This is a genomic window from Vibrio sp. HI00D65 (assembly GCF_001635455.1).
Taxonomy (GTDB): domain Bacteria; phylum Pseudomonadota; class Gammaproteobacteria; order Enterobacterales; family Vibrionaceae; genus Vibrio.
The window spans coordinates 299,152-323,128 of sequence record NZ_LWEH01000013.1; the positions used below are offsets into that span (position 1 = coordinate 299,152).

The window sequence follows — 23,977 nt, forward strand, 5'->3', positions numbered from 1 at the left end:
ATATCTAAATCACAAATTCACTATGGTTTAACCGGAAAGTATTGAATCAATAGGGCGGAGTCCTATATTGGAAAGTGTAGCCTTAGTGGAGGTGAAGTATTATGATTTGGGATATTCTCGAACGTGTAAATAAACTTCGCAAGGAAGCAATGGAGGATCCAGAATTCTTGGATTCAGCAAAAATGCATGAGGAGTGGCTTTTGAGCGAAACTCATAATCAACCCAATAAAGGAGCCAAAGAAAAGAAACCCAAAAAACTGTCTGACATCTATGAGAATACAGACTTCACTATCAACCCAAACGGAACGAAACATTAACAATGATTAACCGCAACACGGCTGAGGCTCTTAACCCGAAAGCTACATATCAACGACACACACCAGCCTTTAGCCACCAATAAAAAAGCCACTTTCAACGTATCGAAAGTGGCTTTTTCTTTTCTAGCTGCTTAGAAGTAAGATCTGCATTCAGCCCTAGCTGTTGATTAGACTTAAACCACTTGGCAAAGCATCACCAAACACACGCTTAGATTCGCTCTCTGAAAGCTCAGTGACTTCGCTAACCAGCGTTAACCAAGACTCTGGAACCTTACTCTGCTTTAGCTTCTCAATCACTTGATTGCGATAATCGTCAGAAATATCAAACTGACGGTCGCCAGTTTTACGACAAATCATCACTGCGGCAAAGGCAATCATCTGCTCTTTCTGCCAGTTCTGCTCAAGTAATTTTGGTAACCACTGCTCTGCTTGCTCTCTAGGAATTACACTGTGTTGGCTGCCATATAGCGGGGTTCTTGAAGCCAGTCGACCTAGCGCCCACCAGTGTGCTTGTTCAAACTGGTTGTGATTGATCGCTTTACTTAGGAACCAAGACGCAAGAAGCACTTTGTCTTCCACTTCGAGTTGCTCAAGGGATGCCGCCAGCCTCACCATGGCTTCATAACCATTGTCTTGGGCATCTTTAGCGCTCTTAGGGTTCTTCATAGCACCTGGGTGAAGGTACTTCGCAATGTCAGCCAAGATTGTCTCTTGCTGCTCTTGGTTCAAACCACCGGCAACACGACGCCAGAAAACCCACCAGTCGGTCCAACCTTGGTGGTTCTTAAACTGAATGTTCTGTTGGTAGAGACCCCAAATCTGTTCGATACGCCATGAATCAGTAGGATCACCAAAGCCAGGGCGCAGTGAGTAACCCGCTAAGCGCAACCAGTTTTTCTCGTGTGCTTCTGAGCGGCGACGACGTTTACGACCTAATGATAAAGTATCAAATAGATGACGGAGGGTGGTGAAATCCCATTCATCGCGTTTACCGAGTCGTTTCTCAAGATCTTTCGAAAGTGTTTTGATCTCTTTCGATTCCGCACTCTTTTTGTTGCCGCTGTACAGGCGAGAGATCAGCTCTTTACACTCATCTAAACGTGGGTGAATTGTAGAGTTATCGGATTCTTCGCCTTGCTTATTCCTGACTTCAAATTCAAGTAACCAACGTTTCGAGTCATCTTCAGTACTCACGCACTCCATTTTCAGTGTGCCGACTTCGGTTAACTGACAAGCGAGCAGCACTTCAACGCGCTCTTTTTGGTTAGCTTGAAGCTCCGCTGTGCCTGAGCCTTCCAGCGTCGAGATGTAAGGTGGAAGAGGGGAGAACAGGTCGGCATCCACATCGACCATCACACCATTTTGAATGGCTGTATCGTGAGCAATTTGATCGTGAGTTGAAGTCAGCAGGTTAAAACGAACTGGCTCGCCTAACGTCAGTGAGAAACGACGGCTGTTCAAACGGATTTCTTGGCCTTCTTCGGTCCCTTTAGCAAGCAGACACAGTGCTTTACCCATCTTGTTCTTTTCTTGTAGATGCAAGAAGTAAGAACGAGCAGCACCGCCACCGATTTTCAGCTGAGCACCACGGCGAGCTTTGCCAAACGCAACCGCGCCTAATGCCACAGACCAATCTGGGTGAGGGTTATCTAGTACTGTGATTGGAGCGCCGTTCCAGTTACCTAGAAGCTGAGTTATACGCTCTGTGACAAGTTCACTGTTGAACACACCACCGTTAAGCAGCACACCGACAGGAATAGCTGGTTTGGTGTCATCGAATTGAACCGCATCTGAATTTTGTAGCGCCGCTTTAGACACTTGCTGATGCGTTGTCAGGAATTCAGCAACGTGCTTACTTACCGCTGGGTCCGCAACGTAAGGCAGACCGAATTCAACTACAGCGCTGCGACGTTTGTCTGGTGTTTCAGTAAATTCAGACAGTGGGAAGAAGCCTTCTAATGCGATTTGATGAACTTCTTGCTTGGTTAAGCCGATACTCTTAGTGCCGCCTAAAAGCTTGGATCCGCTGCCAAGCATAGTGATTTTGACATCGTCTGGCGCATCAGCAGAAAGTAGGCTCTCTTTTGCTGCGCGAGTTTGTTGAATCAGTTTGGTGAGGCTAGAGGCATTCAGTTTCTTGTTTTGGTTGAAGCGCTGCTCTGCAAGGTGAGCGAGGGCTAGATCTAGATTATCACCACCCAGCATTAAGTGTTCGCCAACGCCAATACGGTCGAGTGCTAGTTCACTATGGCCTTGTTTGTCTGCATCGCTATTCCCATTGAACTGGGCTTCAATTAAGCTTAAGTCGGTAGTACCACCGCCGACATCACACACTAAGATCAACGGGATCTGTTGGAGTTCTTCCGCGGCGGTTTGCTGGTGGCGTGCATACCAGTCGTAACAAACCGCTTGTGGCTCTTCGAGTAAGAGGATCTTGCCTAAACCGGCTAGCTCTGCGGCTTCAAGTGTCAGCTTACGTGCTGTCTCATCGAATGACGCTGGAACCGTGACAACAACATCTTGGTCTTCAAGCTTATTGCTTGGGTTACGGTAGTTCCATGCTTGGCGAATGTGATTGAGGTAGCTAGCACTCGCAACAACTGGTGAAACTTTATCGACATCCGCTGCACCAGCCCAAGGGAGAATGTCTGAGCTACGATCCACCGCTTGGTGTGATAACCAACTCTTCGCACTTGATACTTGGCGCCCTTCGACCTTAGCGCCCAATTCACGCGCCCACTCACCGACGATAACATTGTTGATATCGCCTTCAACTGGGTTTGGTTCCCACGGCATAGTTAGGTCTGAAGGAGAGGTTTGACCTTGGGCTGGGTGGTAACGAAACGATGGGAGTAGGGGCTTACGAACCACTTCACCAGGGCCGATAAGTTGATCGATTTCGAAAAGGGAAACGGGAGCATGTTGTAGGTCGTCGCTAATTTCACAGTAGGCAACCACAGTGTTGGTTGTGCCTAAGTCAATGCCGACTAAAAAACGAGGAGTTGCCATACAAAACCTTATTCTTCCAGAGTGATGACCAGTGTGTTGATAGCTTTGGTCTTATTGTTGTTATTCGTCTACGTCGTTCCTGAGAAACAGGGTGGACTGAGTTGGGAATGGTATTGATAAAATAACGGCACCCACTAAGGTGCCGTTGATTCATTATGCTTCGTCGTTTGAGTCGTTGTTCGAATCTTCACGAACGTCGAACTCAACATGCCATTTCTGACCATTGTCAGTGGCAATCGCTTCTAGGTATAAAGTACCTAGCTCAGTAACGCGAGAAGCTAAAGTAACCGGAACCACCTCACCTTCGCGACGGCCTTCAGAAACAGGCAGTGTCACTTGGATTTCAGGAAGCTCATCAAGCTCTTCTGGCGCCCAGTGATCAAGGTGAGTACCAGCTTCATCTTCACGGCGTGTAGTTGAACCGAAGAACTGGAAGTGAACTGGCTGACCAATCACTAGACCAAACTCTTGGCTAGGAACTTGAACGCTTGAGCCTTCTTCCATACCAAATGGTGCAACACACAGTGCTTCCATTGGAGGAGCCATACCTGGGATTGCAGGCATCGCGCTTTCAATACCTACGTAGTAAGCAGAAGCGATACCACCACGGATACGAACGCCTTGACCACGACGTACCGCGCCGTAGTACGAAGCACCACTCGCAACGGCTAGATCAAGATCTAAGCCTGATAGTTGTTTCGCAAATTCTGCATCAGCATTGATCAACCACTCGTTGATTGTGTCTGAAAGACGATCAGCAAGTAGGTTAGATTTTAGAACACCACCGTTGAACAGAATTGCTGTTGGTTTGATGAAATCAGCAGCAGGCGCTTCAGCACCTGGCATGCCCGGCATATTTGCAAACGGATTGAAATCTTGTTGAGCTGTTTCACCATTTCCAGAAAGCGCGTTCGCTTGCTTAGACAGGAATGCGGCAATGTGACGAGTGATACCTGCGTCTTGAGCGTAAGGCAGACCCATTTGAGTCAGTGCGCCGCGCGTTTTTTGTACCGGGTGATCAGTCACAGCAACTTTAGGGAAGAAGCCATCAACCAATGTTTGTTGTACTTCTTGCTGAGTCAGTTCTGTTTTTAGTGTCGCGCCAAGTAGCTTGGAGCCACGGCTAGGAACCACGATTGGTACAGCTTGAAGCTCTGCATCGTTCAGTAGTGCTTCTTTTGCGTCACGACATGCGTGAGTCATCGCTTGAACTTGCCAAGGTGCCAGCTCTTTGCCTTCTTGTGCTAGCTTCATCTTCAAGCGGTAAGCCAGAGCTAAGTCCATGTTGTCACCGCCAAGTAGGATATGTTCACCTACAGCGATACGGTTCAGGCTCAGGTTACCGTCGTCTTGAGTTACTTCAACTAAAGAAAGGTCGGTAGTACCACCACCGATATCTACAACTAGCACGATGTCGCCAACATCTACTTCGTCGCGCCATTTGTCATTGCTGTTATCGATCCAGCTGTATAGAGCTGCTTGAGGCTCTTCTAAAAGCGTTAGATGAGTGAAACCGACGTTACGAGCGGCTTCTGCTGTTAGGTCACGAGCCGCTGGGTCAAACGAAGCAGGAACGGTGATCGTTACGTCTTGGTCAGCCAGTTTGTGTTCTGGATTTGCGTGGTTCCAAGCGTCTTTAAGGTGCTCAAGGTAAAGCTCAGTTGTCTTAAGCGGAGATACCTTTTCCACTTCTTCTGGGCTACCAGCAGGAAGGAACGCGTCACGACGGTTTACACCACCGTGGCATAGCCAGGATTTCGCACTTGCTACTAAACGGATAGGGGTTTTAGCACCAAGGTTACGAGCGATAGCGCCAACTAGTGCTTTTGGTTCAGAAGACCAAGGTAGAACACGTGACGCTTCGTTCATTTCGTGCTCGTGCGGTTGGTATAGGAAAGAGCCAAGTTGGCTGCGAGTTTCTACTGTACCAGGAGCCGTAAGCTGAGGAATTGGCATTACCTCAACGCGTGCATCTTCATTGGTTGTGTCGATGTAAGACAAAACACAGTGTGTAGTACCCAAATCGATACCAACGCTGAACTTAGATGCTTGATCTTGAGTAGGTAGCTCTTGCGATGATGCCTGAGTTTGGTGTTCCATTATAGCTCTACCTCTGCCGGTGCAATTACAGATGCATCGTAGTTTTCAGCAAGCTTAGGCAGGTTCATGTCCGTTGCTTTCCAGCCTTTGTGAACAAGTGTGCCGTTGAATGGTGCGTTACCCGTTACGTTACCTGTTAGACGGATTTCTTGAGGATTGAAGCCTTCAGCTACCGTGATGCGAGTCTCTTCATCTTCACTGCGGATGTGGGCAAGCGTTACGTAGTCCGCTAGTACTTTTTGACCACCAGTGTGAATAACACGCGCAGCTGCGCCAACTTCTTCGTCAGAGAACGAGGTCAAGTCTTCTTTTAGGAAGTCGATTAGACGTGCTTCTTGCTGCATGATAGACAGCAATTGCATTGCAGAATCTGTTGGTGCTGTAGCGAGCTTAGATTCAACTTCTACTACTTTCTCGATGACTTTTTCAACTTCAACAACTTTTTCTACTTCGACAATCTTTTCAACTGGTTTTTCAACTTCAACGATCTTTTCTACTGGTTTTTCTACGACTTTCTCAACCACTTTGGTTTTACGAGAAACGGCAATTAACAGTAGTAAAACGCTTGATGCAGTTAGGCCTGCGTGAAGCATATCAAACGTCTGTGGGATTAGGTTCAAATCAACGATCATAGTGATTTTTCTCTTTAGATTGATTTAACGGTATATTCGTCGGTTATAGGGAATATACAGGTTAGAAAGAAACTCATAGGCGCAAGGCCCAAATGGTCACTTTCAAGCTATAAATATGGGTGGATACTAGCATATTCAAGGCTTAAGAGTGGCAATTTATGTTTTCAAACCAGTAGTTTTTGAGTGTGTTAGCTTGAAATTTAGTCGAGATTCGGTCGATTGTTAACCTGTGATGTGAATGCAAAGTAAAGTGTGCATCTTTTATGTCATTTTTATAACGAAAACTTAAATGGAGCATCATTCCCTTCCGTTATATACTTTGGCCTCATCAAAGCCAATTTGGAAACTCTATGCCTCACACTACCGACCCATTAACAGGGTTGAAGAGACGAACGCTACCACTGGTCGTATTCTCGGTCAGCTTTTTGATTACAGTGTTGTGTTTTATTCTAGTCGCGCTCAACCAAAACCGCGCATTGAACATGAATTTGGACAGCTTTGCTAAACACCAAACACTGAGCTTGGAAGCGTTTATCGACAATGATGTGGCTTACATAGGTTCGGGCGCAAACTTTTTCTATTCTAATGATCCTGAAGACTGGGATAAATTTGACCGTTTTGCACAGCAAACCATTAACGGCTCAAAAAGTTTAATTGGCTTACAGTGGATGCAGAAAGTCACGGCAGACCAGATTGCCGAACACACTGCGAAAATGGAAGCAAAGTACCCATTTTACCGCTTGTTCACCATCCCTAAACATAAACCTAAAACCTATGGTTACCAGTTAGATGGCGAGCCTGCTTTTATTGCTACCGATATTTATCCGAATACTGAAGCGCACAACAGAGTGATTGGTTTCTACTCTGCACGCGAGCGATTTAAGCGTATTGTCGAAAATATCAAACAGACGCGCCAAGCGAATATCTCTGACAAAGTACGCCTTATTCAAGATGGCTTAACTCCAGATACACCTAAGACTGGCATGTTGGTTTATCACCCGGTCTTTGAAGGGGAAAGTGATAACTTGCTAGGTGTTGTGATTGGTGTAGTTCGTACCACTTATTACTTTGAAAACCTGTTAGCATCAGCTGTCGGTGATATGGATGTGTATGTTCGCGTGACGGATACCGGGTTTGAAGCCGAAGACTCCCCAGTTCTGTTTGAAACTGAAGGCTATGAGGGTGTAACAGGGCATCATATAACTAAGACAATCGAGCTGGCCAACCGAAATTGGAAGATCGATTACAAGATAGATTCCTGCATCTCTTTTTATGGCTACCTAGTTTTAACTGGAATAGCCTTAGTCGGAACAACCATCTCATTGTTACTAGCGTATATCGTTAATATGCAAATTAGAGAGAAAGAGCGCTTGTATCGCATGTTAGACAAAAGGACAGAAGAACTTAGATTTTTAGCGAACCACGATAGCTTAACTGAAATCTATAACCGACGAGCTTTCAATAAGATGTTTGACAGGGCGGTTAAGCGAAGTGAGTCATTTAGCTTAATTGGCTTTGATGTCGATAAATTTAAGAGCATTAATGACAAGTTTGGTCACCCTGCTGGTGATGCTTTGCTTGTTCATGTCATCAAGTTGATTTCGGTAAATTTGAAAGAAGGGGATAATCTTTTCCGTTTGGGCGGCGACGAGTTCTGTATAATTTCGAGTATCTCAGAGCCTGAAGCACTAGACCGCTACTTACAATGCATTCTGAACACCGTCAGTCATTCTCATTGTGAGCATAAAGGGCAACAGTTGAGCTGCACTTTGAGTATTGGTGCGGCCATCCATACCAATGAAGACACTGAAGAACTGCTACAAAAAACAGATAGCATGCTCTATCAAAGTAAGTTAAATGGTCGAAATCGAGTCACAATTGCAGGCTAAATGAGCACTTGATACAACTAGGGTCGAGTTCTGTATTGGGCTCATGTACAATTTCACAAAATTTTGGACGAGAGAATTAGGCGACGTATGAATCACAATCGAGTGGTGTGTTTCGATTTGGAAATGTGCTGTTGGAGCGAAAATGGTGTAGGAACAACAGGCGAGATCATTGAAGTGGGTCTTGCTGAGGTTGATCTGGCATCTGGAACCATCGTGAAACGAGCGCAGTACTACGTTAAGCCCGAAAAAGACGAAGTCTCTCAGTTTTGTGCCGAGCTAACCGGCATTACTCCACGTAAAATCGAAAAGCAGGGGCGTCCGTTAGAATCCGTCATCAAATCGATGATCAAGAACTTCGGTGGTCCAAACAAGATCTATGCTGCGTGGGGACGTGATGACCTGATTTTACACAAAGAGTGTCAAGAGAAAGGTATCGAACCACCATTTAGCGAGTTCATCAATATTGCGACGCTGTATCGCGTACAAAACCGGCTGAAAGACAAACGCATTGGCCACCGAGCGGCTCAAGAAGCAAAAAACATCGAATGGGAAGGGCGCCAGCATTCTGGTTACGTTGATGCTTACAACCTGGCGAAGCTTGTTCTGACGATGCTTTAGTAGTAGGCGAATATTAATATTTGCTCCGAAATGTAAAAAGCCACCGACATAAGGTGGCTTTTTACATCTTCCTATGGACTGTTATTACCATAGTGACTAAATAAATCATCATCGTTCGTGTATTAAGACATTTATCTCCCCAATAGTATCTTTAGCTTATCGCCTTTATCAAAAAAGTGACGCTTCAATGCCCGGATATATGTAGTGTCACTGGCGATATAAAAGCTTTAACCGTAGCATCAATCATCTCTATGCTTAAACCTGATATAGCGATAAAGGTCAATGTAACTGATTGAAAAATGAACCATTTTAGGTAAGTTGAACTTACGTTTATCTGGTTCTGGCTTAACTAGCATGCTTGCAATCACTATATTGATGAGAATAGGGACAATTGAATCAAGTATGTAATGAGTTAAAATTGTTGGATATTTGTCAGAGAAAGGCAGGCGTCGGATTGATATAAAGTCGAGAGTTAACTTTAACATTCTCGAGTGAAGAAAATCGATTCGATTCTTGAGGATATGGTTTTCTCTATTATTTGATAGTATTTTTAACATCCTGACTTCAATTATCCACGCCTGAGGAATAGGCTATATTTCTCATGGCTTTGTTTATATAATGTTTGATGTCAACAATAGGGTATCTACTTAATTAATATTAAATCGTTAGCTTGGCTCTTGATGACTCTTTTATTTCTGTTAGCGTGTGCAACATCTAATCAACGTAGGTCCTATTAAGTGGTTTATTAAAAATTTCATCGCATTGAGATTATTAAGTATAAAATCATTAGCGCTTGTACAGCCTGTTATGCTTATCAACACATTTTCAGTATATTCGAGTGAGCATGAGCAAACCTTAGCCTATTGGAAAATTGTGAGGGACGTGTTATCCCAACAACCCGCTTTTATTTCTACTAGGTTACATTGAACATCAAACACAGACGCACTTAACCTCACGTAAATGTCGCGAGCTGGAAAACCCCAAAGCATTTTATAGATGCGATCTCTGTAATGAGAGAGGAACAACCTCACTTAATCATTAGAGGGTACTACTGATACTAATATTTACTAAGTCATCCGAAAATAATAGAGAGTGTTTTGAATGAAATATGTACCACAAATTTTTTTAGTTATTTTTAGCTTTTTTTTTTCGGTTAAGAGTTATTCAGCTGCTTATGGTGTATCGGTTACTTGGAAAACACAAGATGCTCGAGCTGTATTAGATGCGTTGCATCAACAGAAGCAAGCATTTGCTAACTTAATTGATGCTGGTTTAATTCACGATATGTTTGTTTCTGATAGTTTTAATGGCGAAAATCAGTTTCCAAAAATTAAATTTGTGATGGAAGCCAATAGTGAAGAAGAAGTAAGATGCTTTATTGGAAATCTCCCTTTTCAATTTAAAAAGCTAGCCGCGATAACTGAAGTAAGAGACATCGGAAGTAAATGGGTAGATACTCAAGTTGCTTTTAAAAACTATGCGATTGAATTGACTTGGAAAGAGCCAGAAGATCAGTTGCTGGTAGATAAAATTATTAGCGTTGATTTACAAAAAGTGGTTGATTGGAGATCTCAAGGAGTAATTACTTCGGCTTATATAAAAAATCAGTCTACTGCTGATCGGAAGCCAAACCAGATAGCGATGATTCAACCAATATATTCTATCTCGATATTGGCAAAGGATGAGCAACATGCTCTTGACATTGCGAGTGAACTTAACGCCGTTAAATTAGGCTTTGCTAGCATCAATATCAGTGAGTTGGGTTTTAAATTATCCCTGTGATTTTGAACTAATGTAAAGCCTCGTGTTATTCTAAGGTGAGATTATTAACAGTCTTAACTCACCTTATGAATAATAAATTACAAGAGTATGATTTGGTTATTGAAATTGATGACCGCACATTGATTAACCCGTCATTAGATAAAGTTGTGACATTGTCGCGATCAGAGTGTCTGCTTTTAAAGCATTTAATGGACAGCTGCTCACAAACTTTAGGTCGTGAATTCCTTTTAACGCATTGTTGGCCGGGACGCATTGTTACTAGCAGCTCTCTGAATGTCGCAATCAAAAATGTTCGTAGTGCTCTGAAAGAAGTAGGGTCAGACTGCAAGGTGATTACGGTACAAAAGGAAGGCTACTGCTTTGTTGCTCCTGACAGTAGTGTCACGCCAGGCTGCGGTAAAGCACCTGAGCAAAATTTTGTATCTGAAAGCCTTCCAGGATCAGAAAAACCAGCTGCATCAGAAAACGTAGCAGCACAAGACAAAGGCGTACCGCAATCTGCCAGTTTGAGTGAACGGGAGGATTTTACTCGCTCGGAATCCACAGTGCTGGAGTCAAAATCATCCTCTGATTTAAACGAATCAGCTGACACTCGAGGGCTATCAGAGAAAACTCAGGCACAAGGCAAGCAAGCATCTTCTAAGTTTATCCCGTTTATTAGTGGGCTCGCGGTAAGCCTTTTTATAGTCATTATCCTGTCTTATCTTGGGTTGTTTATGGAAAGAGCTTCCATCAAGGGGGTCGATGTATACCATGATAGCGTCGAGTTGGAACAAGAGCTGGTGGAAGACTTAACTTCACTTGTGAAGCCGGGCGTAGAGGCGATCTATCTTCACCGCATGGGTATCGAGTGTGGTGGTATGCAGGTGGTGGTGTTAGACGAAAGTGGCTGGCACGACATTAGTGCAGATTTCAAGTCTGGGCGCTGTTCACAAGGCCAAAAAGAAGGTGTAAAGGTAGAAGGAACTGCAGATGAGGCGTAACTTTTGGCTGCCGATTGTTGTAACCGTATTTGTGATCTTAGCGTTTGGTTTAGTCTCTGGAGTAGCGACCAAAGGTTCGTATCAGTTTGGAAGTCAGTACGAGAATTATGGCTGGGAGGTCTTGACCCTTGAGCTGAAAAATGGACGCTCAAAAATGCGCTATGTCGGCTATGACCGAAATGGACGAGTCGTGCAAACCAAGCAGTTGTTTGGTGTGTTCCTACGTTGGGGGAATCATTATTACTTCTATCAGCTCGAACAGCACCAAGCCCACGGAAACCAAACCTTCAACGTTAAAAATCTGTTTATCAAGCACTATGACAACAAGCATAGTGTTTTGATATCCGATCAACGAGGCGCGTACATTACGAAAGACGGTACGATCCTAGAGCTCAACGGCATTCTCTATGGGAAGGCAATGCGCTAATCGGTTATGCGACAAGTGAAGCGCTTAATTAGGATAGGTTTGTTGAAATGGGGGCGTTACTAAAATCTGAAGCAGCGTTAGGCTTGCGCCCCGAACGCTGCTCAATTGTTTGGATATTTAGTCTTCGCCAAGCACATTAAGCTTGGTCTTGATGAAGTCTTTGTGGTCAACGTAGAGCAGTTCAGCGGTTTTTCTAATCACTGAATCTTCAAGTGGATCAATCTCTCCGTCAGCATGCGCCACTTCCCACATCGCCTTAATCAGGTCTATTCGCACTGGCTGTGACAACTCGCGCAGTTGTGAAGTGAAATCATACAAAGAAACAGATTGTTCAACTTGCGGCTCAGCTTGTTGTAATAAGGCTTTCGAATCTTCTTCATTAATGCCCAACAGACGTTGCAGTAAGTTCAACTTCGCTTCTTGCTCTGATTCGTTGATTTCATGGTCTGCGCCTGCGACTTCGCACAACAAACTGGCGATAGCTAAGTTCGGTGAGGCGTTAGGTGTTTTACCTAAGTCAGAGCCTTCGACCAACTGTTTAAATAACGATGTAAGTGAATTAAACATACGAGCGTTCCAGTAATGGAGGATATTATAACTATCGGGCCTACAGAGTGTGATCGCAAGCCCCTTTACTTAAAACTGACATTACGTAAAAGCCAGCAATAAGGAACATATTAGGTCGGCTCTGGAAAACGCGTCACTTTACCATCGCCGCTTAGAGTGGTAATTGATTCTGGCTTACCATCGCTATCCAGCCTTAGCTCTCCAAGCGCGCTGCGGTTTGAAAGGCGGTAGAAGGTTTGGTTGTCTGGGCTACGCTTTTCTATTTTTAAACGCTTACGCTTAGTGAAATAGTTAAGCACCGAGCGTGGGCTATACAACAAGCGGTCACATACGTCGCAGAATTTTAGCAACGGCGCAGGGAACTGGTTTTTAATACCGCTACAAGTAATTTGGTAGATGTTTGGACTGTTTCGGCGATATCTAAGCTTAATGTCGTAAGCAAAGGAGTAGTGTACATCACCAGAAAGCACCACGAAGTTAGTGGGTGTTTTGGTATGAGTAAAGATACTAATCAGCGTGTTGGCACTGCCTGGGTGCGCCATCCAGTTCTCGGCGTCAATCACTAGTGGTTTTCCTAGTGTGGTCATCATCTTCTGCAGTGTTTCGATGAATTTCACCCCGAACATAGGCGCGGCAGAAACTATCACTACTTTCTCTAGGTTAATCAACTGATGTTGAAACTCGGTGAGTGCCTCCCAATCCATCAAACCCGAAGGCTTATTCATACGAGATTCTGAGCGCCAGCGGCGGGTACGAGTGTCTAACACAATCACCTTCGGTGAGGTGTTAATGGTGAAGTGCCACTCTTCAAAGCGAACGAGCATTTCAAGGTACTGTTTGTGTCTTGTGGGTTCGAGTTGCCCAATAGACGCTTCAATGGCTTGTTCATTCTGATTGGTATTTACTAACTCCGAGAACAGCTTTTTTGTTTGCTCCATGAAATCGCGGTTGAAGTTTTCTGGTGCGTTACCCCAACCTTGGCACATCCAATAAGCCGCGAGGCCGTTACCAATGACTTGTGTAGCAAACTGGTTTTGATCCACCGCATGTTCCCAACCAACGGTGAGGTTCCAGTCGTCAGTGACATCGTGATCATCGAAGATCATGTATGTTGGAATATGAGCAAATAGACGCTGTACTTGCGGCAGACCGGCGATGAAATCATCAATGGTGACACTTTCATCACGCCATTGTTGTTGCTCGGCTGGCGTGAGCTGGCGGCCTGCCTGCATGAAGTTATTCTCGATCAACCGTTCGCGGTTAATGCATTGCCACAAGGTCGGTGACCAAACCAGCAGATACATGGCAATAAATTCAGACAAGGTCACCAAATGGTTTTCACAGTTGGTAGAGCTGAAGATTGGTATTCCGCGTTTTGGGAAAAGCTTATCGAGTAATGAATGTGATGTATTGTGGTGTGGAAGCAAGTGGTCGCGTTGATAGAGGTGATATGCGCTATTGAACAGAGCTTCACTGCTATCGATTGTTCCGTCTAATGAATCGGTCGGCAGGTCTTCGCTCACTAATCCTAGTAGTTGAATCACTTGATGAATTGCATCGAGTGTTGGACCTGCGACGTGATCAGCGTAGATTTGGTCTCCACTCATCATCAGCATATCTGGTCGCTCAATTACACTTTGCTGTTCGACTTTATTATCTGCCGCGACTAGGCTGTCTTTGCTTGGATGATGAGGGTTGCGACATGAACCATGCAGGATGTAGTCGGCGCTGGTTGAGATCTTAAAGGCTATTTTTGGCGCAGCACCAGCAGTGTTCGGTTGATCTTGGTACACCAAATGTGGAGCTAACTCGGTTAACGCGCCTTTGTCAGTCTCAATCTGATATTCCAAAGGGGTGTTAGTTGGAAACTCACCTTTTAATTGAATCAAGCTTACCCAAGCATCTGTGCCGACCTGAATCGATTCGTGTTCGCTAAGGGGTGACGTATAGAAAGGGGCTTCTTGGCCTTGATTGTATAGCACAGTATTACCATTGAGTGGTGTACTTGTGACAATCCAAAGCACAACCTCAGTTTCGGTCGTCTTTCTTAAAATAGGGCCAGCGAGTAAGAAGGGAAGAGAGGGGGTCATCGGGCGTTTCAAGTTGGTTCCTAAATCTTTGGTGGTTAGTCGTTCAGCGCTTGGGCGTTGCATTGTGGAGCGGCCATTTCATGTTCATTGCGTTCAATGTCTGGCTCTGTTGATTCCAGGATTTCGATAACTTCTGAACTAGAAAGTTCATGCCCCATCAGAAATATTGCTAATAGGGCGTCGGCTTTCGATTTGGTCTCAGAAGGCTCATCCAACACTTGCTCGAGTTTTTCTCGAATCATTGCGATCTCGTGCTCTACAAAGCCACGACCTTCGCTATCCCCTTGGTTTTCTTCAGGGGCGTTATCGAATTCTAGAAAGAGCATCTCACCGTCCAATTTTGTGTTGATCAGTCGCTCTGGCAACCAATCCTCACCCATAACGATATCCGGGTCGGAATCATTGGGTAAGTGGTCTATAATGCTTTGTAATTCTGAGACTTTCACAATACTTTCATTTAACCGAGAATATTCTTCATTGTAACGGTCAATCTCGATCAAACCTAAAATTGTTGGCTAAAATCGTCAATAAATGTCTAACCAGTACCACAAAATTTACGACAAAGAGTAATTAAACAAGAATGAAGCGCAAATTTTCACCAAGGCTCATCTCGTATGGGACGATTTTATTAAGTAACGCTTTTCTAGCGAACAGCGTGGCGTGGGCTGCTGAAGAGCAAGAGTGGGGCATTGCGGCAATGTTCCGTACAGCCAGTATCCCTTACGACACCGCTGGCGGTGACAAGACAGTAAGTTCTTTTGTCCCAATGTTGTTCTTTAAAAACGACTACGTGTTCATTGATGGCACGGAAATGGGTGCTTACCTATATCAAAAAGAAGATGAAAAATGGTCTTTCAACGCCATATCTCGAATGCGCTTTATTGATATTCCGGCTTCTGAACAAAATGCGATTGAAGGTGATACCGCTGACTTTGGTGGACAGCTGAGTTACCAATTAGATGATCAGTGGGCGGTTGAAACGGAAATCATGAGTGATAGTGAACTCAACCTTCATAGTAACTTGCGTGCGAAAGCCAAGTACCAGACAGGCGACTGGGAGTTCTACCCAAGTGCGACATTGCGATATAAAAGCGCTGACTTTAACAGTGAATACTACTCGGCTACTACCCAGTCGATTGGTGCAGGCGTAGATTTAAATCTTGGCGTTGAAGCGCGTTATCATGTTATCTCTAATCTTTATCTGTTGGGTTCAACCAGTGTGACTCGATTGGATGATAACGCTTACGACTCTTCCATTATCGAAGATCGCTACCAAGGGGAACTTTACCTTGGTTTTGGTTTCTTCAATGACAAAACAAAAGCGCCAAAGCCTAAGTTAAGCAATGCACCGTACGTACGAGTCGCGCACGGTTGGGCAACACCGTCGAATATTGGTGAAATTATTGAGTTCGACAGAGAGAAAGACGAGTACAACAACCAACTCACATCGTTCTTTTATGGTCACCCTTTAACTGATGAGATTTTTGGTTTGCCGTTGGATATCTACTTAACGCCAGGTATTGCTCACCATTGGAGTTCAGAGGTTCAATCCAGTAGCACGGAATACATCGTTGCGATTAAAGCTTACTACACGTTTAACTGGCCGACGCAGTGGCGATTTGGTGTTGCAGAGGGTTTGTCTTATATAGATTCGATTACTTACATCGAAGGCTCCGAAATGGACCGTAAGGGCTACACGGCAAGTCATTTATTAAACTACTTGGACTTCTCATTTGATGTGAATATCGGTGACCTTATCGGTAAAAGTGACCTCAATAATTTATGGTTTGGTTACTCACTGCATCACCGCTCGGCGATCTTTGAAAATGCGTCCCAGTTTGGACGTATCAAAGGTGGCAGTAACTACAACACGGTTTACTTCCAATACGAGTTCTAAAGTATTACATCTACTAAAAATGCCGCTCCAAATAGAGCGGCATTTTTTTATCATTAAAGAAAAGGGCTAATCACTATTAGTCACTGATAATTAACTATTCGAAAGCCACTTAAACTGAAACCTAATATATGAGTTTATTCTGATTGTCTAATATTCTCTGTCTCCTTTTCGGATTTTACTACTATTTGATCATTTAACCTTCTTTCATTGTTTGTTAACTTTTTTATATTACTTAGAATGACTTGTATTATATTGCCATCCTGATTATTTATGGCGTTCTAATTGTGTTTCTTGTCTGTTAATCAATTGTTAATCGTTGTGTTGGTCACGTTAATTATTTAATTGCGTCTATATGATGAGCTCGAATTTATATAACAACAACGTCAGCTAGGATGAATAATGAAAGCATATGTATTTGATGGAAAAGACAACGCGAAATTGGAAGAACGTCCAATCCCAACAATTGAGAAGCAAAGCGATGTCATCGTAAGAATCGAGAAAACTACTATTTGTGGTACGGATTTACATATATTAAGAAACAACGTTGCGACATTTAAGCCAGGCACAATCATGGGTCATGAAGGGGTTGGTATAGTCGAAGAGTGCGGTGAGTTGGTGAGTAAGTTCAAGCCAGGCGATCGCGTGATCGTGTCATGCATTACTTCATGTGGTAGTTGCAAAATGTGTCAAGTGTCTAAATTTGGTCAATGTTTAGATGGTGGCTGGCTACTTGGTAATGAAATTGATGGCTGCCAAGCGGAATACGTTCGTGTTCCTTATGGAGACACAAGCCTACACCTTGTTCCTGAAGACATTGATACAGACTCTCTGGTTCTATTGAGCGATATTTTCCCAACGGGTTACGAAGTGGGTGTATTAGATGGGCAGGTTCAACCTGGTTGTTCTGTTGCCGTTATTGGTTGTGGACCTGTTGGCCTTGCGGCTCTGATGACCTCTAAGTTCTTCACTCCAAGCGAAATCTATGCGATCGACAATAACCCACATCGACTTCAAGTAGCGAAAGAGCTAGGTGCAACTCATGCGATCGATAACTCAGATGGCAGCGCCGTGCAGCAAATTCTCGACATGACAGATGATGTGGGTGTTGATGTGGTGATTGAAGCTATTGGCATCCCTGCTGGTTGGGATATGTCTCAGAAGTTAGTGTGCCCAGGAGGCAACATTGCAGTGCTTGGTGTTCATGGTAAATCTGCAACGATTAACCTAGAGGACATGTGGAAACGAAACTTCACTATGACAGCTGGCATGGTTCATACCAACACAACGCCAATGTTAATCAAGCAAATTAGAGCGGGTTATTTGGAACCCCAAAAACTGATTAGCCACCAGTTCAATTTAACAGAGTCAGAAGAGGCTTATTCAACATTTATCCATGCTTCCGACCACAAGTCGTTGAAAGTCATCATTTCTAACGATTGTTCATAAACAGCGAATTTGTTGAGGTTAGCTTGATTAGTAAACCATTTAAAATACTCGTGATAGGTTTAATCGTGAACCTATCTATCGGTATCCTATATGTATGGGGCGTTTTCAGTGAACCTTTGGCTGAGGCGCTAGGTGTTGATCCTAAGGACGTAGATGGGCCTTACCAGACTTCCGTGTTTGCATTTTCGGTAAGTCTGTTTTTGGCTGGGGTATGGCAAGACAAAATAGGACCAAGGAAGGTCACAATACTTGGTGTGTTTCTTGTCGGGGCGGGGCTTTTAGCATCCGGTTATGCCTCAACATTAGCGGAATTGCAGGTTACCTTCGGGTGTATGGTCGGTGCGGGTATGGGGTTTGCTTATGCCTGTATTGGCCCATGTACCATGAAGTGGTGGCCAGAGAACAGAAAGGGATTAGTTAGCGGTTTAACCGCAGGTGGGTTTGCGATGGCAGCACTTTACCTAGCACCGTTATCGACCATTCTCATTGAACACTATGGGATCTTAGACACGTTCAAGATCCTTGGTGTCGGTCTACTCTTCATGATCCCGATGGCGTCACTATTGGTGAACCCTCCTAAAGGATATGTTTCAGAAGTTCCCGGAGGAAAGGCTGCGGAATATGGTTCAGACGTTAACATCAAATGGCTAGATATGCTGAAAACACCACAATTTTACCAGATATGGTTAATGTTCATGGTGTCATCAGCAGCAGGTATCATGCTCATCGGCTCTATTGGCAACGTCAGTAAATCGATAGGATTAACCGCTGAAGAAATTGCGTTAGGTATCATTTTATTAGCGATTTTTAATACCGCGGGGCGAGTCATTGGCGGCGTTGTATTCGACAGGATAGGACGTGTTCATACACTGGGCTTAATATTTATGTTGCAAGCGGTCAATATGGTGTTTTTTACAACTATTGAAACCACGATTCCTCTGATGATCGGCATCTCCGCAGGCGCCATGTCCTATGGTGCGTTATTTGGTGTTTTCCCTCCAGTAACAGCGGTCGATTATGGTTTGAAGACGTACGGAACCAACTTTGGAATACTCTATTCTGCATGGGGCGTGTCAGGGTTCTTCGGAGGAATACTCGCCTCGGTAGCGGGGACGGCTGAAAACACCTATTTGGCTTACGCTGCGCTATTGGTTTCAATCACCGTCATGAATTACTTAATGAAACCCGTTGATAAGTCTGTGCTATTAAAAGACGAAGTTAATCTGGAATACTAAACAAGAGATCATCACAGCTCCAAGTGCATTTTGAGCTTCGAGTAGTGATGTGTTTCTACCCAATGTTGGCTTGGGTAATCTAAGCCAACATCTTTTAATTGAATCATCGACAGCCTACCAATAATGAACTTCACTTTTTAGTGTAACAATTGAACACGTTAGTTTTCATTACTCCTGTTTCAGCAGGCGCTTAGGCCGCTAATATTCCTTGCTTTGTGTTAACTCGTTCCTTTCCTTTATGCTACAATCGCGCGAGTTTATATAAGAGAAAGAATAGGACAAGCTGTGACTTCGTCTCCGGAAAAAGCAGATAAAAATAACCATGTAGCGAATACCAACGCGACATCGGATTCCGCTGCTGATCAAGCTAATCAAAAAAAGCAAAACAACAAACAGCAAGCATCTAAAGCTAGCGCATCTCAAAATAGCCCAGCCTCTCTTCGCAAGGCCTTAAATGAGTGCATGATGCGCGACCGCTTCCGTCTAAGTAAGCGCATTTCTGGTGCAAGCCGTATTAAGAACGAAAAATCTAAGCATGCTGTTTTCGATGAAATCGCATTAGACATTGCCCAGTCGATGATGACGGCAACACAGCGTGCTGCGCAAAAACCAACCATTGAATACCCAGAGATTCTTCCTGTTAGCCAAAAGCGCGATGATATTGCGAAAGCCATTGAAGAAAACCAAGTGGTTATCGTGGCGGGTGAAACGGGTTCGGGTAAGACCACTCAGCTTCCTAAGATCTGTTCTGAGCTTGGTCGCGGCCGCTTTGGCCTAATTGGTCACACTCAACCTCGTCGTCTGGCTGCGCGTTCGGTTGCGAACCGTATTGCTGAAGAGATGGAAACCCAGTTGGGTGAATTTGTTGGTTATAAGGTTCGATTCAACGACCAGATTTCTGACAACACACAAATTAAACTGATGACCGACGGTATTCTACTAGCGGAGATCCAACACGACCGTTTCTTAAATCAGTACGACACCATCATTATCGATGAAGCGCACGAACGTAGCCTAAACATCGATTTCATCATGGGTTATCTGAAAGAGTTGCTACCAAAGCGTCCTGATCTAAAAGTGATCATCACGTCGGCAACTATCGACCCAGAGCGTTTCTCTAAGCACTTCGACAATGCACCAATCATTGAAGTATCGGGCCGTACTTACCCAGTTGATACACGCTACCGCCCATTAGGTGGTGACGACAGCGATTCTGATCGCGACCAAATGGAAGGTATCTTCGAAGCGGTTGATGAGCTATGTGATGAAGGCTTAGGCGACATCCTGATCTTTATGAATGGTGAGCGTGAAATTCGTGATACTGCGGACGCACTAAGTAAGCGTAATCTTCGTGATACCGAGATTGTACCTTTGTACGCGCGCCTTTCGGCGGGTGAACAGAACCGTATCTTCCAGTCACACACTGGCCGTCGCATTGTATTGGCAACTAACGTAGCAGAAACCTCGTTAACCGTTCCGGGCATCAAGTACGTAATCGACCCAGGTACTGCGCGTATCAGTCGTTACAGCTATCGCACCAAAGTACAACGTCTACCGATTGAGCCAATTTCTCAAGCGAGTGCGAACCAGCGTAAAGGTCGTTGTGGTCGTGTGGCTGAAGGTATCTGTATTCGTCTGTACTCTGAGGAAGATTTCGAGTCACGCCCAGAGTTTACCGATCCTGAGATCCTGCGTACCAACCTAGCGTCGGTTATCCTGCAGATGACGGCACTAGGGCTAGGCGACATCCAAGCATTCCCATTTGTTGAAGCGCCAGATAAGCGCAACATTCAAGATGGTGTAAGACTGCTTGAAGAGCTAGGTGCGATTGCATCGGGCAAACCGAGCACTAAGAACAAGAACCAAGGCGACGATACTAAGAAGCTAACGGCAATTGGTCGTAAGCTGTCGAAGCTACCGATCGACCCGCGTTTAGCGCGCATGGTGATCGAGGCGCCAAACAATCGCTGTCTACACGAAGTGATGGTTATTGCGTCTGCACTTTCAATCCAAGACCCGCGTGAGCGTCCATCAGACAAACAGCAGTCCTCTGACGACAAGCACAAGCGTTTCTTCGACAAAGACTCAGACTTCATCACCTTTGTGAACCTGTGGGACTACATCAAGAAGCAGCAAAAAGCGTTGTCGAGTAACCAGTTCCGTAAACAGTGTAAGCAAGATTACCTGAACTACCTGCGTATTCGTGAGTGGCAAGATGTGTACTTCCAAATTCACCAAGCAATGCGTGAATTGGATACCAAGCTCAACGAAGAGCCGGGCAGCTACGATGGTATTCACATCTCATTGCTATCAGGTTTGCTTTCTCACATTGGTATGAAAGACCAAGAGAAGAATGAATACCAAGGCGCACGTAACGCGCGCTTCCATATCTTCCCTGCGTCTGGCCTATTTAAGAAACTGCCTAAGTGGATCATGTCTGCTGAGCTGGTGGAAACCTCAAAACTTTGGGGTCGTGTGATTGCTAAAATTCAGCCTGAGTGGATTGAACCATTAGCGAAGCACCTAATTAAGCGTAGCTACAGCGAACCACACTGGTCGAAGAAACAAGCGGCGGTAATGGCACACGAAAAAGTGATGCTTTACGGAGTTCCAATTGTTCCGAAACGCCTAGTGAACTATGGCGCGATTGACCCAACGATTAGTCGTGAGTTGTTCGTGCGTAGTGCACTGGTTGAAGGTGAATGGGAAACCAAGCACGCGTTCTTCAAGCAGAACCGCAAACTTCTACAAGAAGTGGAAGAGCTAGAGCATAAATCACGTCGTCGTGACATCTTGATCGATGATGATGAACTGTTTGAATTCTACGACCAGCGCGTAGGCGAAGAGGTGGTTTCGGGCCGTCACTTTGATACTTGGTGGAAGAAAACCAGCAAAGAGACTCCAGAGCTACTTAACTTCGAGAAATCGATGCTGTTCCGCGGTGATGCAAGCCACGTTACTGATTTAGATTACCCGAACTTCTGGCACCAAAATGGCCTGAAGTTAAAACTGAGCTACCAGTTTGAGCCGGGCGATGACAACGATGGTGTAACGGTACACATTCCGCTGCCTATCTTGAACCAAATCGACCAGAACGGTTTTGATTGGCAGATCCCAGGCCTACGTCAGGAATTGGTGGTTAGCTTAATCAAGTCACTACCAAAGACGTTACGACGTAACTTTGTGCCTGCGCCAAACTACGCCGATGCGTTCTTGGCTCGTGTGACACCACTTGAAGCGCCGCTACTGGATTCTCTTGAGAAAGAGCTACGCCGCATGACGGGTGTAGAAGTGGTACGAGATGATTGGAAGTTAGACCAGATTCCAGAGCACTTAAAGGTAACATTCCGTGCGGTGGATCATCGCAAACGTAAGTTGAAAGAACACAAAGACTTACATGAACTGAAAGAGAGCCTGAAAGACAAAGTTCAAGAGACGCTTTCTAAAGTTGCGGATGACGATATCGAGCAACAAAACCTGCATACGTGGAGCTTTGGTGAGTTACCAAAAGTCTACCAACAGAAGCGCGGTGGCTACGATGTAAAAGCCTTCCCAGCGTTGGTGGATAGCAAAGACAGCGTAGAGATCAAACTGTTCGAGACGGAACAAGAGCAGATCTCAGCAATGAAATCGGGTCAGCGTCGCTTGATCTTGTTGAACGTGCCGTCGCCAATTAAATACTTGCACTCGAACTTGCCGAACAAATCGAAACTTGGCTTGTACTTCAACCCATACGGCAAGGTTCTCGATCTTATCGATGACTGTATCGCTTGTGGTATTGATAAGCTGATCGAAGAGAGGGGCGGTTTAGTTTGGGAACCAGATCAGTTCGAAGCACTGAAAGAACATGTACGTGCAGAATTGGGTGATACCGTAGTTGAGATTGCTCAGCAGGTAGAAACCATTCTTACGACGGCATTCAGCATCAGCAAGAAGCTGAAAGGGCGTGTGGATCTTTCCATGGCATTTGCACTTTCTGACATAAAAGCTCAGGTAGAAGGTTTGATTTTTAAGGGTTTTGCCACAGAATGTGGATGGAAACGCTTGCCAGATATCCTACGCTATATGAAGGCAATCGAACGCCGCATGGAGAAGCTGCCAATTGACCCTAACAAAGATCGTTTGCATATGATCAAAGTTGAGTCAGTAATGAATGATTACAAAGAGCTGCTGAATAAAATTCCGAAAGGGATCGCGGTTCCAGAAAATGTAAAAGAGGTGCGTTGGATGATAGAAGAGCTTCGTGTAAGCTTCTTCGCACAGCAACTCGGTACGCCTTATCCAGTGTCAGATAAGCGTGTTAAAAACGCAATCGATGCTTGCTAAAGGAATAATGCTAGACGCAATGGCACGGTTTGGGTATAAATCTTGCTTATTGCATTACTAATTGAATAGTTATTACATACAGGGCGACTTGGTGGCAATTTATTACCACTCAAGGCCTGCCACTAGGACGAAAAAGGTCGAATATGAAAAAAACGTTATTGGCACTAGCACTGCTAGGTGCATCTTCAACAGCAATGGCTGATTCTTGGTTGTATGGCGGTGTAATGGGTGGTCAAAACTCATTAGGTAACGAAGAAGAAACAGCAATGGGTATCCACGTGGGTACAGGTATCCTGCCAATTATCGGTGTTGAAGCGGGTTACTGGGATCTAGGCTCTTTCGACAGCGTTAAATACGGTAATCGTGACGTTAAGAACATGGACGCAAGCACTGCTTACCTAGCGATCAAACCAAGCATCGACTTCGGTCCTCTTCACGTATACGCGAAAGGTGGCCTTCACTCTTACGAGTTGAAAGGCGACAACTTCAAGCAAGACGATGTTGATATCATGTACGGTGTAGGTGCGGAATACTTCATCTTTGGTCCTCTATCTGTAGGCGCTAGCTACCAAAACTTCAAAATGAAAGATGACGACTCTGGCGTATTCACGCTAAACGCAACTATTCACCTACTGTAATTAGTTGGGCTTAGTCGCTAA

Annotated in this window: 17 protein-coding genes; 11 read left to right on the plus strand and 6 right to left on the minus strand. The window is 44.7% G+C overall.

What is annotated here, in order from left to right:
* The first annotated feature begins 101 nt into the window (after nucleotides 1–101).
* Nucleotides 102–317 carry a hypothetical protein gene (locus A3712_RS04545; protein ID WP_004741541.1) on the plus strand — a complete coding sequence of 72 codons (216 nt, stop codon included), beginning with the start codon at nucleotides 102–104 and terminating at the stop codon, nucleotides 315–317.
* 156 nt (nucleotides 318–473) lie between these two features.
* Here the strand turns inward: A3712_RS04545 and A3712_RS04550 are convergent, their stop codons facing one another.
* The 3 genes from A3712_RS04550 to A3712_RS04560 all read right to left on the minus strand — a co-directional run bounded on the left by A3712_RS04550 (nucleotide 474) and on the right by A3712_RS04560 (nucleotide 6,058).
* A complete protein-coding gene (locus tag A3712_RS04550) occupies nucleotides 474–3,326 on the minus strand; it encodes an Hsp70 family protein (protein ID WP_063522481.1) in 2,853 nt (950 codons plus the stop codon).
* Between the two features lie 153 nt (nucleotides 3,327–3,479).
* Nucleotides 3,480–5,426, minus strand: a complete 1,947-nt coding sequence (locus A3712_RS04555) for an Hsp70 family protein (protein WP_063522482.1) — start codon at nucleotides 5,424–5,426, stop codon at nucleotides 3,480–3,482.
* Nucleotides 5,426–6,058: a DUF2760 domain-containing protein gene (locus A3712_RS04560; protein WP_019822547.1), complete on the minus strand. Its 633-nt coding sequence runs from the start codon at nucleotides 6,056–6,058 to the stop codon at nucleotides 5,426–5,428. Before A3712_RS04560 ends, A3712_RS04555 begins: the two co-directional genes overlap by 1 nt.
* Before the next feature lie 350 nt (nucleotides 6,059–6,408).
* On the opposite strand from A3712_RS04560, the gene A3712_RS04565 reads away from it, so the two are divergent.
* The 5 genes from A3712_RS04565 (at nucleotide 6,409) to A3712_RS04590 (ending at nucleotide 11,757) form a co-directional block, all read left to right on the plus strand.
* Nucleotides 6,409–7,947: a sensor domain-containing diguanylate cyclase gene (locus A3712_RS04565; RefSeq protein WP_063522483.1), complete on the plus strand. Its 1,539-nt coding sequence runs from the start codon at nucleotides 6,409–6,411 to the stop codon at nucleotides 7,945–7,947.
* A gap of 87 nt (nucleotides 7,948–8,034) precedes the next feature.
* Nucleotides 8,035–8,565 (plus strand): 3'-5' exonuclease, encoded by a 531-nt coding sequence (locus A3712_RS04570; RefSeq protein ID WP_063522484.1) that lies wholly within the window; start codon nucleotides 8,035–8,037, stop codon nucleotides 8,563–8,565.
* 1,101 nt (nucleotides 8,566–9,666) lie between these two features.
* Nucleotides 9,667–10,347 (plus strand): hypothetical protein, encoded by a 681-nt coding sequence (locus tag A3712_RS04580; protein WP_063522486.1) that lies wholly within the window; start codon nucleotides 9,667–9,669, stop codon nucleotides 10,345–10,347.
* 65 nt (nucleotides 10,348–10,412) lie between these two features.
* Nucleotides 10,413–11,330, plus strand: a complete 918-nt coding sequence (locus tag A3712_RS04585) for a transcriptional regulator (RefSeq protein WP_063522487.1) — start codon at nucleotides 10,413–10,415, stop codon at nucleotides 11,328–11,330.
* On the plus strand, nucleotides 11,320–11,757 hold the full coding sequence (locus tag A3712_RS04590; protein WP_063522488.1) for a hypothetical protein: 438 nt from the start codon (nucleotides 11,320–11,322) through the stop codon (nucleotides 11,755–11,757). Before A3712_RS04585 ends, A3712_RS04590 begins: the two co-directional genes overlap by 11 nt.
* Before the next feature lie 117 nt (nucleotides 11,758–11,874).
* Here the strand turns inward: A3712_RS04590 and A3712_RS04595 are convergent, their stop codons facing one another.
* The 3 genes from A3712_RS04595 to A3712_RS04605 all read right to left on the minus strand — a co-directional run bounded on the left by A3712_RS04595 (nucleotide 11,875) and on the right by A3712_RS04605 (nucleotide 14,914).
* Nucleotides 11,875–12,324: a tellurite resistance TerB family protein gene (locus A3712_RS04595; protein ID WP_063522489.1), complete on the minus strand. Its 450-nt coding sequence runs from the start codon at nucleotides 12,322–12,324 to the stop codon at nucleotides 11,875–11,877.
* 110 nt (nucleotides 12,325–12,434) lie between these two features.
* Complete coding sequence (locus A3712_RS04600; RefSeq protein ID WP_063522536.1) at nucleotides 12,435–14,426, minus strand: alkaline phosphatase D family protein; 1,992 nt, start codon at nucleotides 14,424–14,426, stop codon at nucleotides 12,435–12,437.
* Between the two features lie 23 nt (nucleotides 14,427–14,449).
* Nucleotides 14,450–14,914, minus strand: coding sequence for a hypothetical protein (locus tag A3712_RS04605; RefSeq protein ID WP_082856171.1), 465 nt, complete (start codon nucleotides 14,912–14,914; stop codon nucleotides 14,450–14,452).
* Between the two features lie 80 nt (nucleotides 14,915–14,994).
* Here A3712_RS04605 and A3712_RS04610 point away from each other — a divergent pair, with 80 nt between their 5' ends.
* The 5 genes from A3712_RS04610 (at nucleotide 14,995) to A3712_RS04630 (ending at nucleotide 23,956) form a co-directional block, all read left to right on the plus strand.
* Nucleotides 14,995–16,311: a MipA/OmpV family protein gene (locus A3712_RS04610; protein ID WP_063522491.1), complete on the plus strand. Its 1,317-nt coding sequence runs from the start codon at nucleotides 14,995–14,997 to the stop codon at nucleotides 16,309–16,311.
* Between the two features lie 399 nt (nucleotides 16,312–16,710).
* Complete coding sequence (locus A3712_RS04615) at nucleotides 16,711–17,757, plus strand: alcohol dehydrogenase catalytic domain-containing protein (RefSeq protein ID WP_063522492.1); 1,047 nt, start codon at nucleotides 16,711–16,713, stop codon at nucleotides 17,755–17,757.
* Between the two features lie 23 nt (nucleotides 17,758–17,780).
* Nucleotides 17,781–18,992: an L-lactate MFS transporter gene (locus tag A3712_RS04620; protein ID WP_082856177.1), complete on the plus strand. Its 1,212-nt coding sequence runs from the start codon at nucleotides 17,781–17,783 to the stop codon at nucleotides 18,990–18,992.
* Between the two features lie 285 nt (nucleotides 18,993–19,277).
* Nucleotides 19,278–23,318 carry an ATP-dependent RNA helicase HrpA gene (hrpA, locus tag A3712_RS04625; RefSeq protein ID WP_063522493.1) on the plus strand — a complete coding sequence of 1,347 codons (4,041 nt, stop codon included), beginning with the start codon at nucleotides 19,278–19,280 and terminating at the stop codon, nucleotides 23,316–23,318.
* 143 nt (nucleotides 23,319–23,461) lie between these two features.
* A complete protein-coding gene (locus tag A3712_RS04630; RefSeq protein ID WP_063522494.1) occupies nucleotides 23,462–23,956 on the plus strand; it encodes an outer membrane beta-barrel protein in 495 nt (164 codons plus the stop codon).
* Nucleotides 23,957–23,977 lie beyond the last annotated feature (21 nt).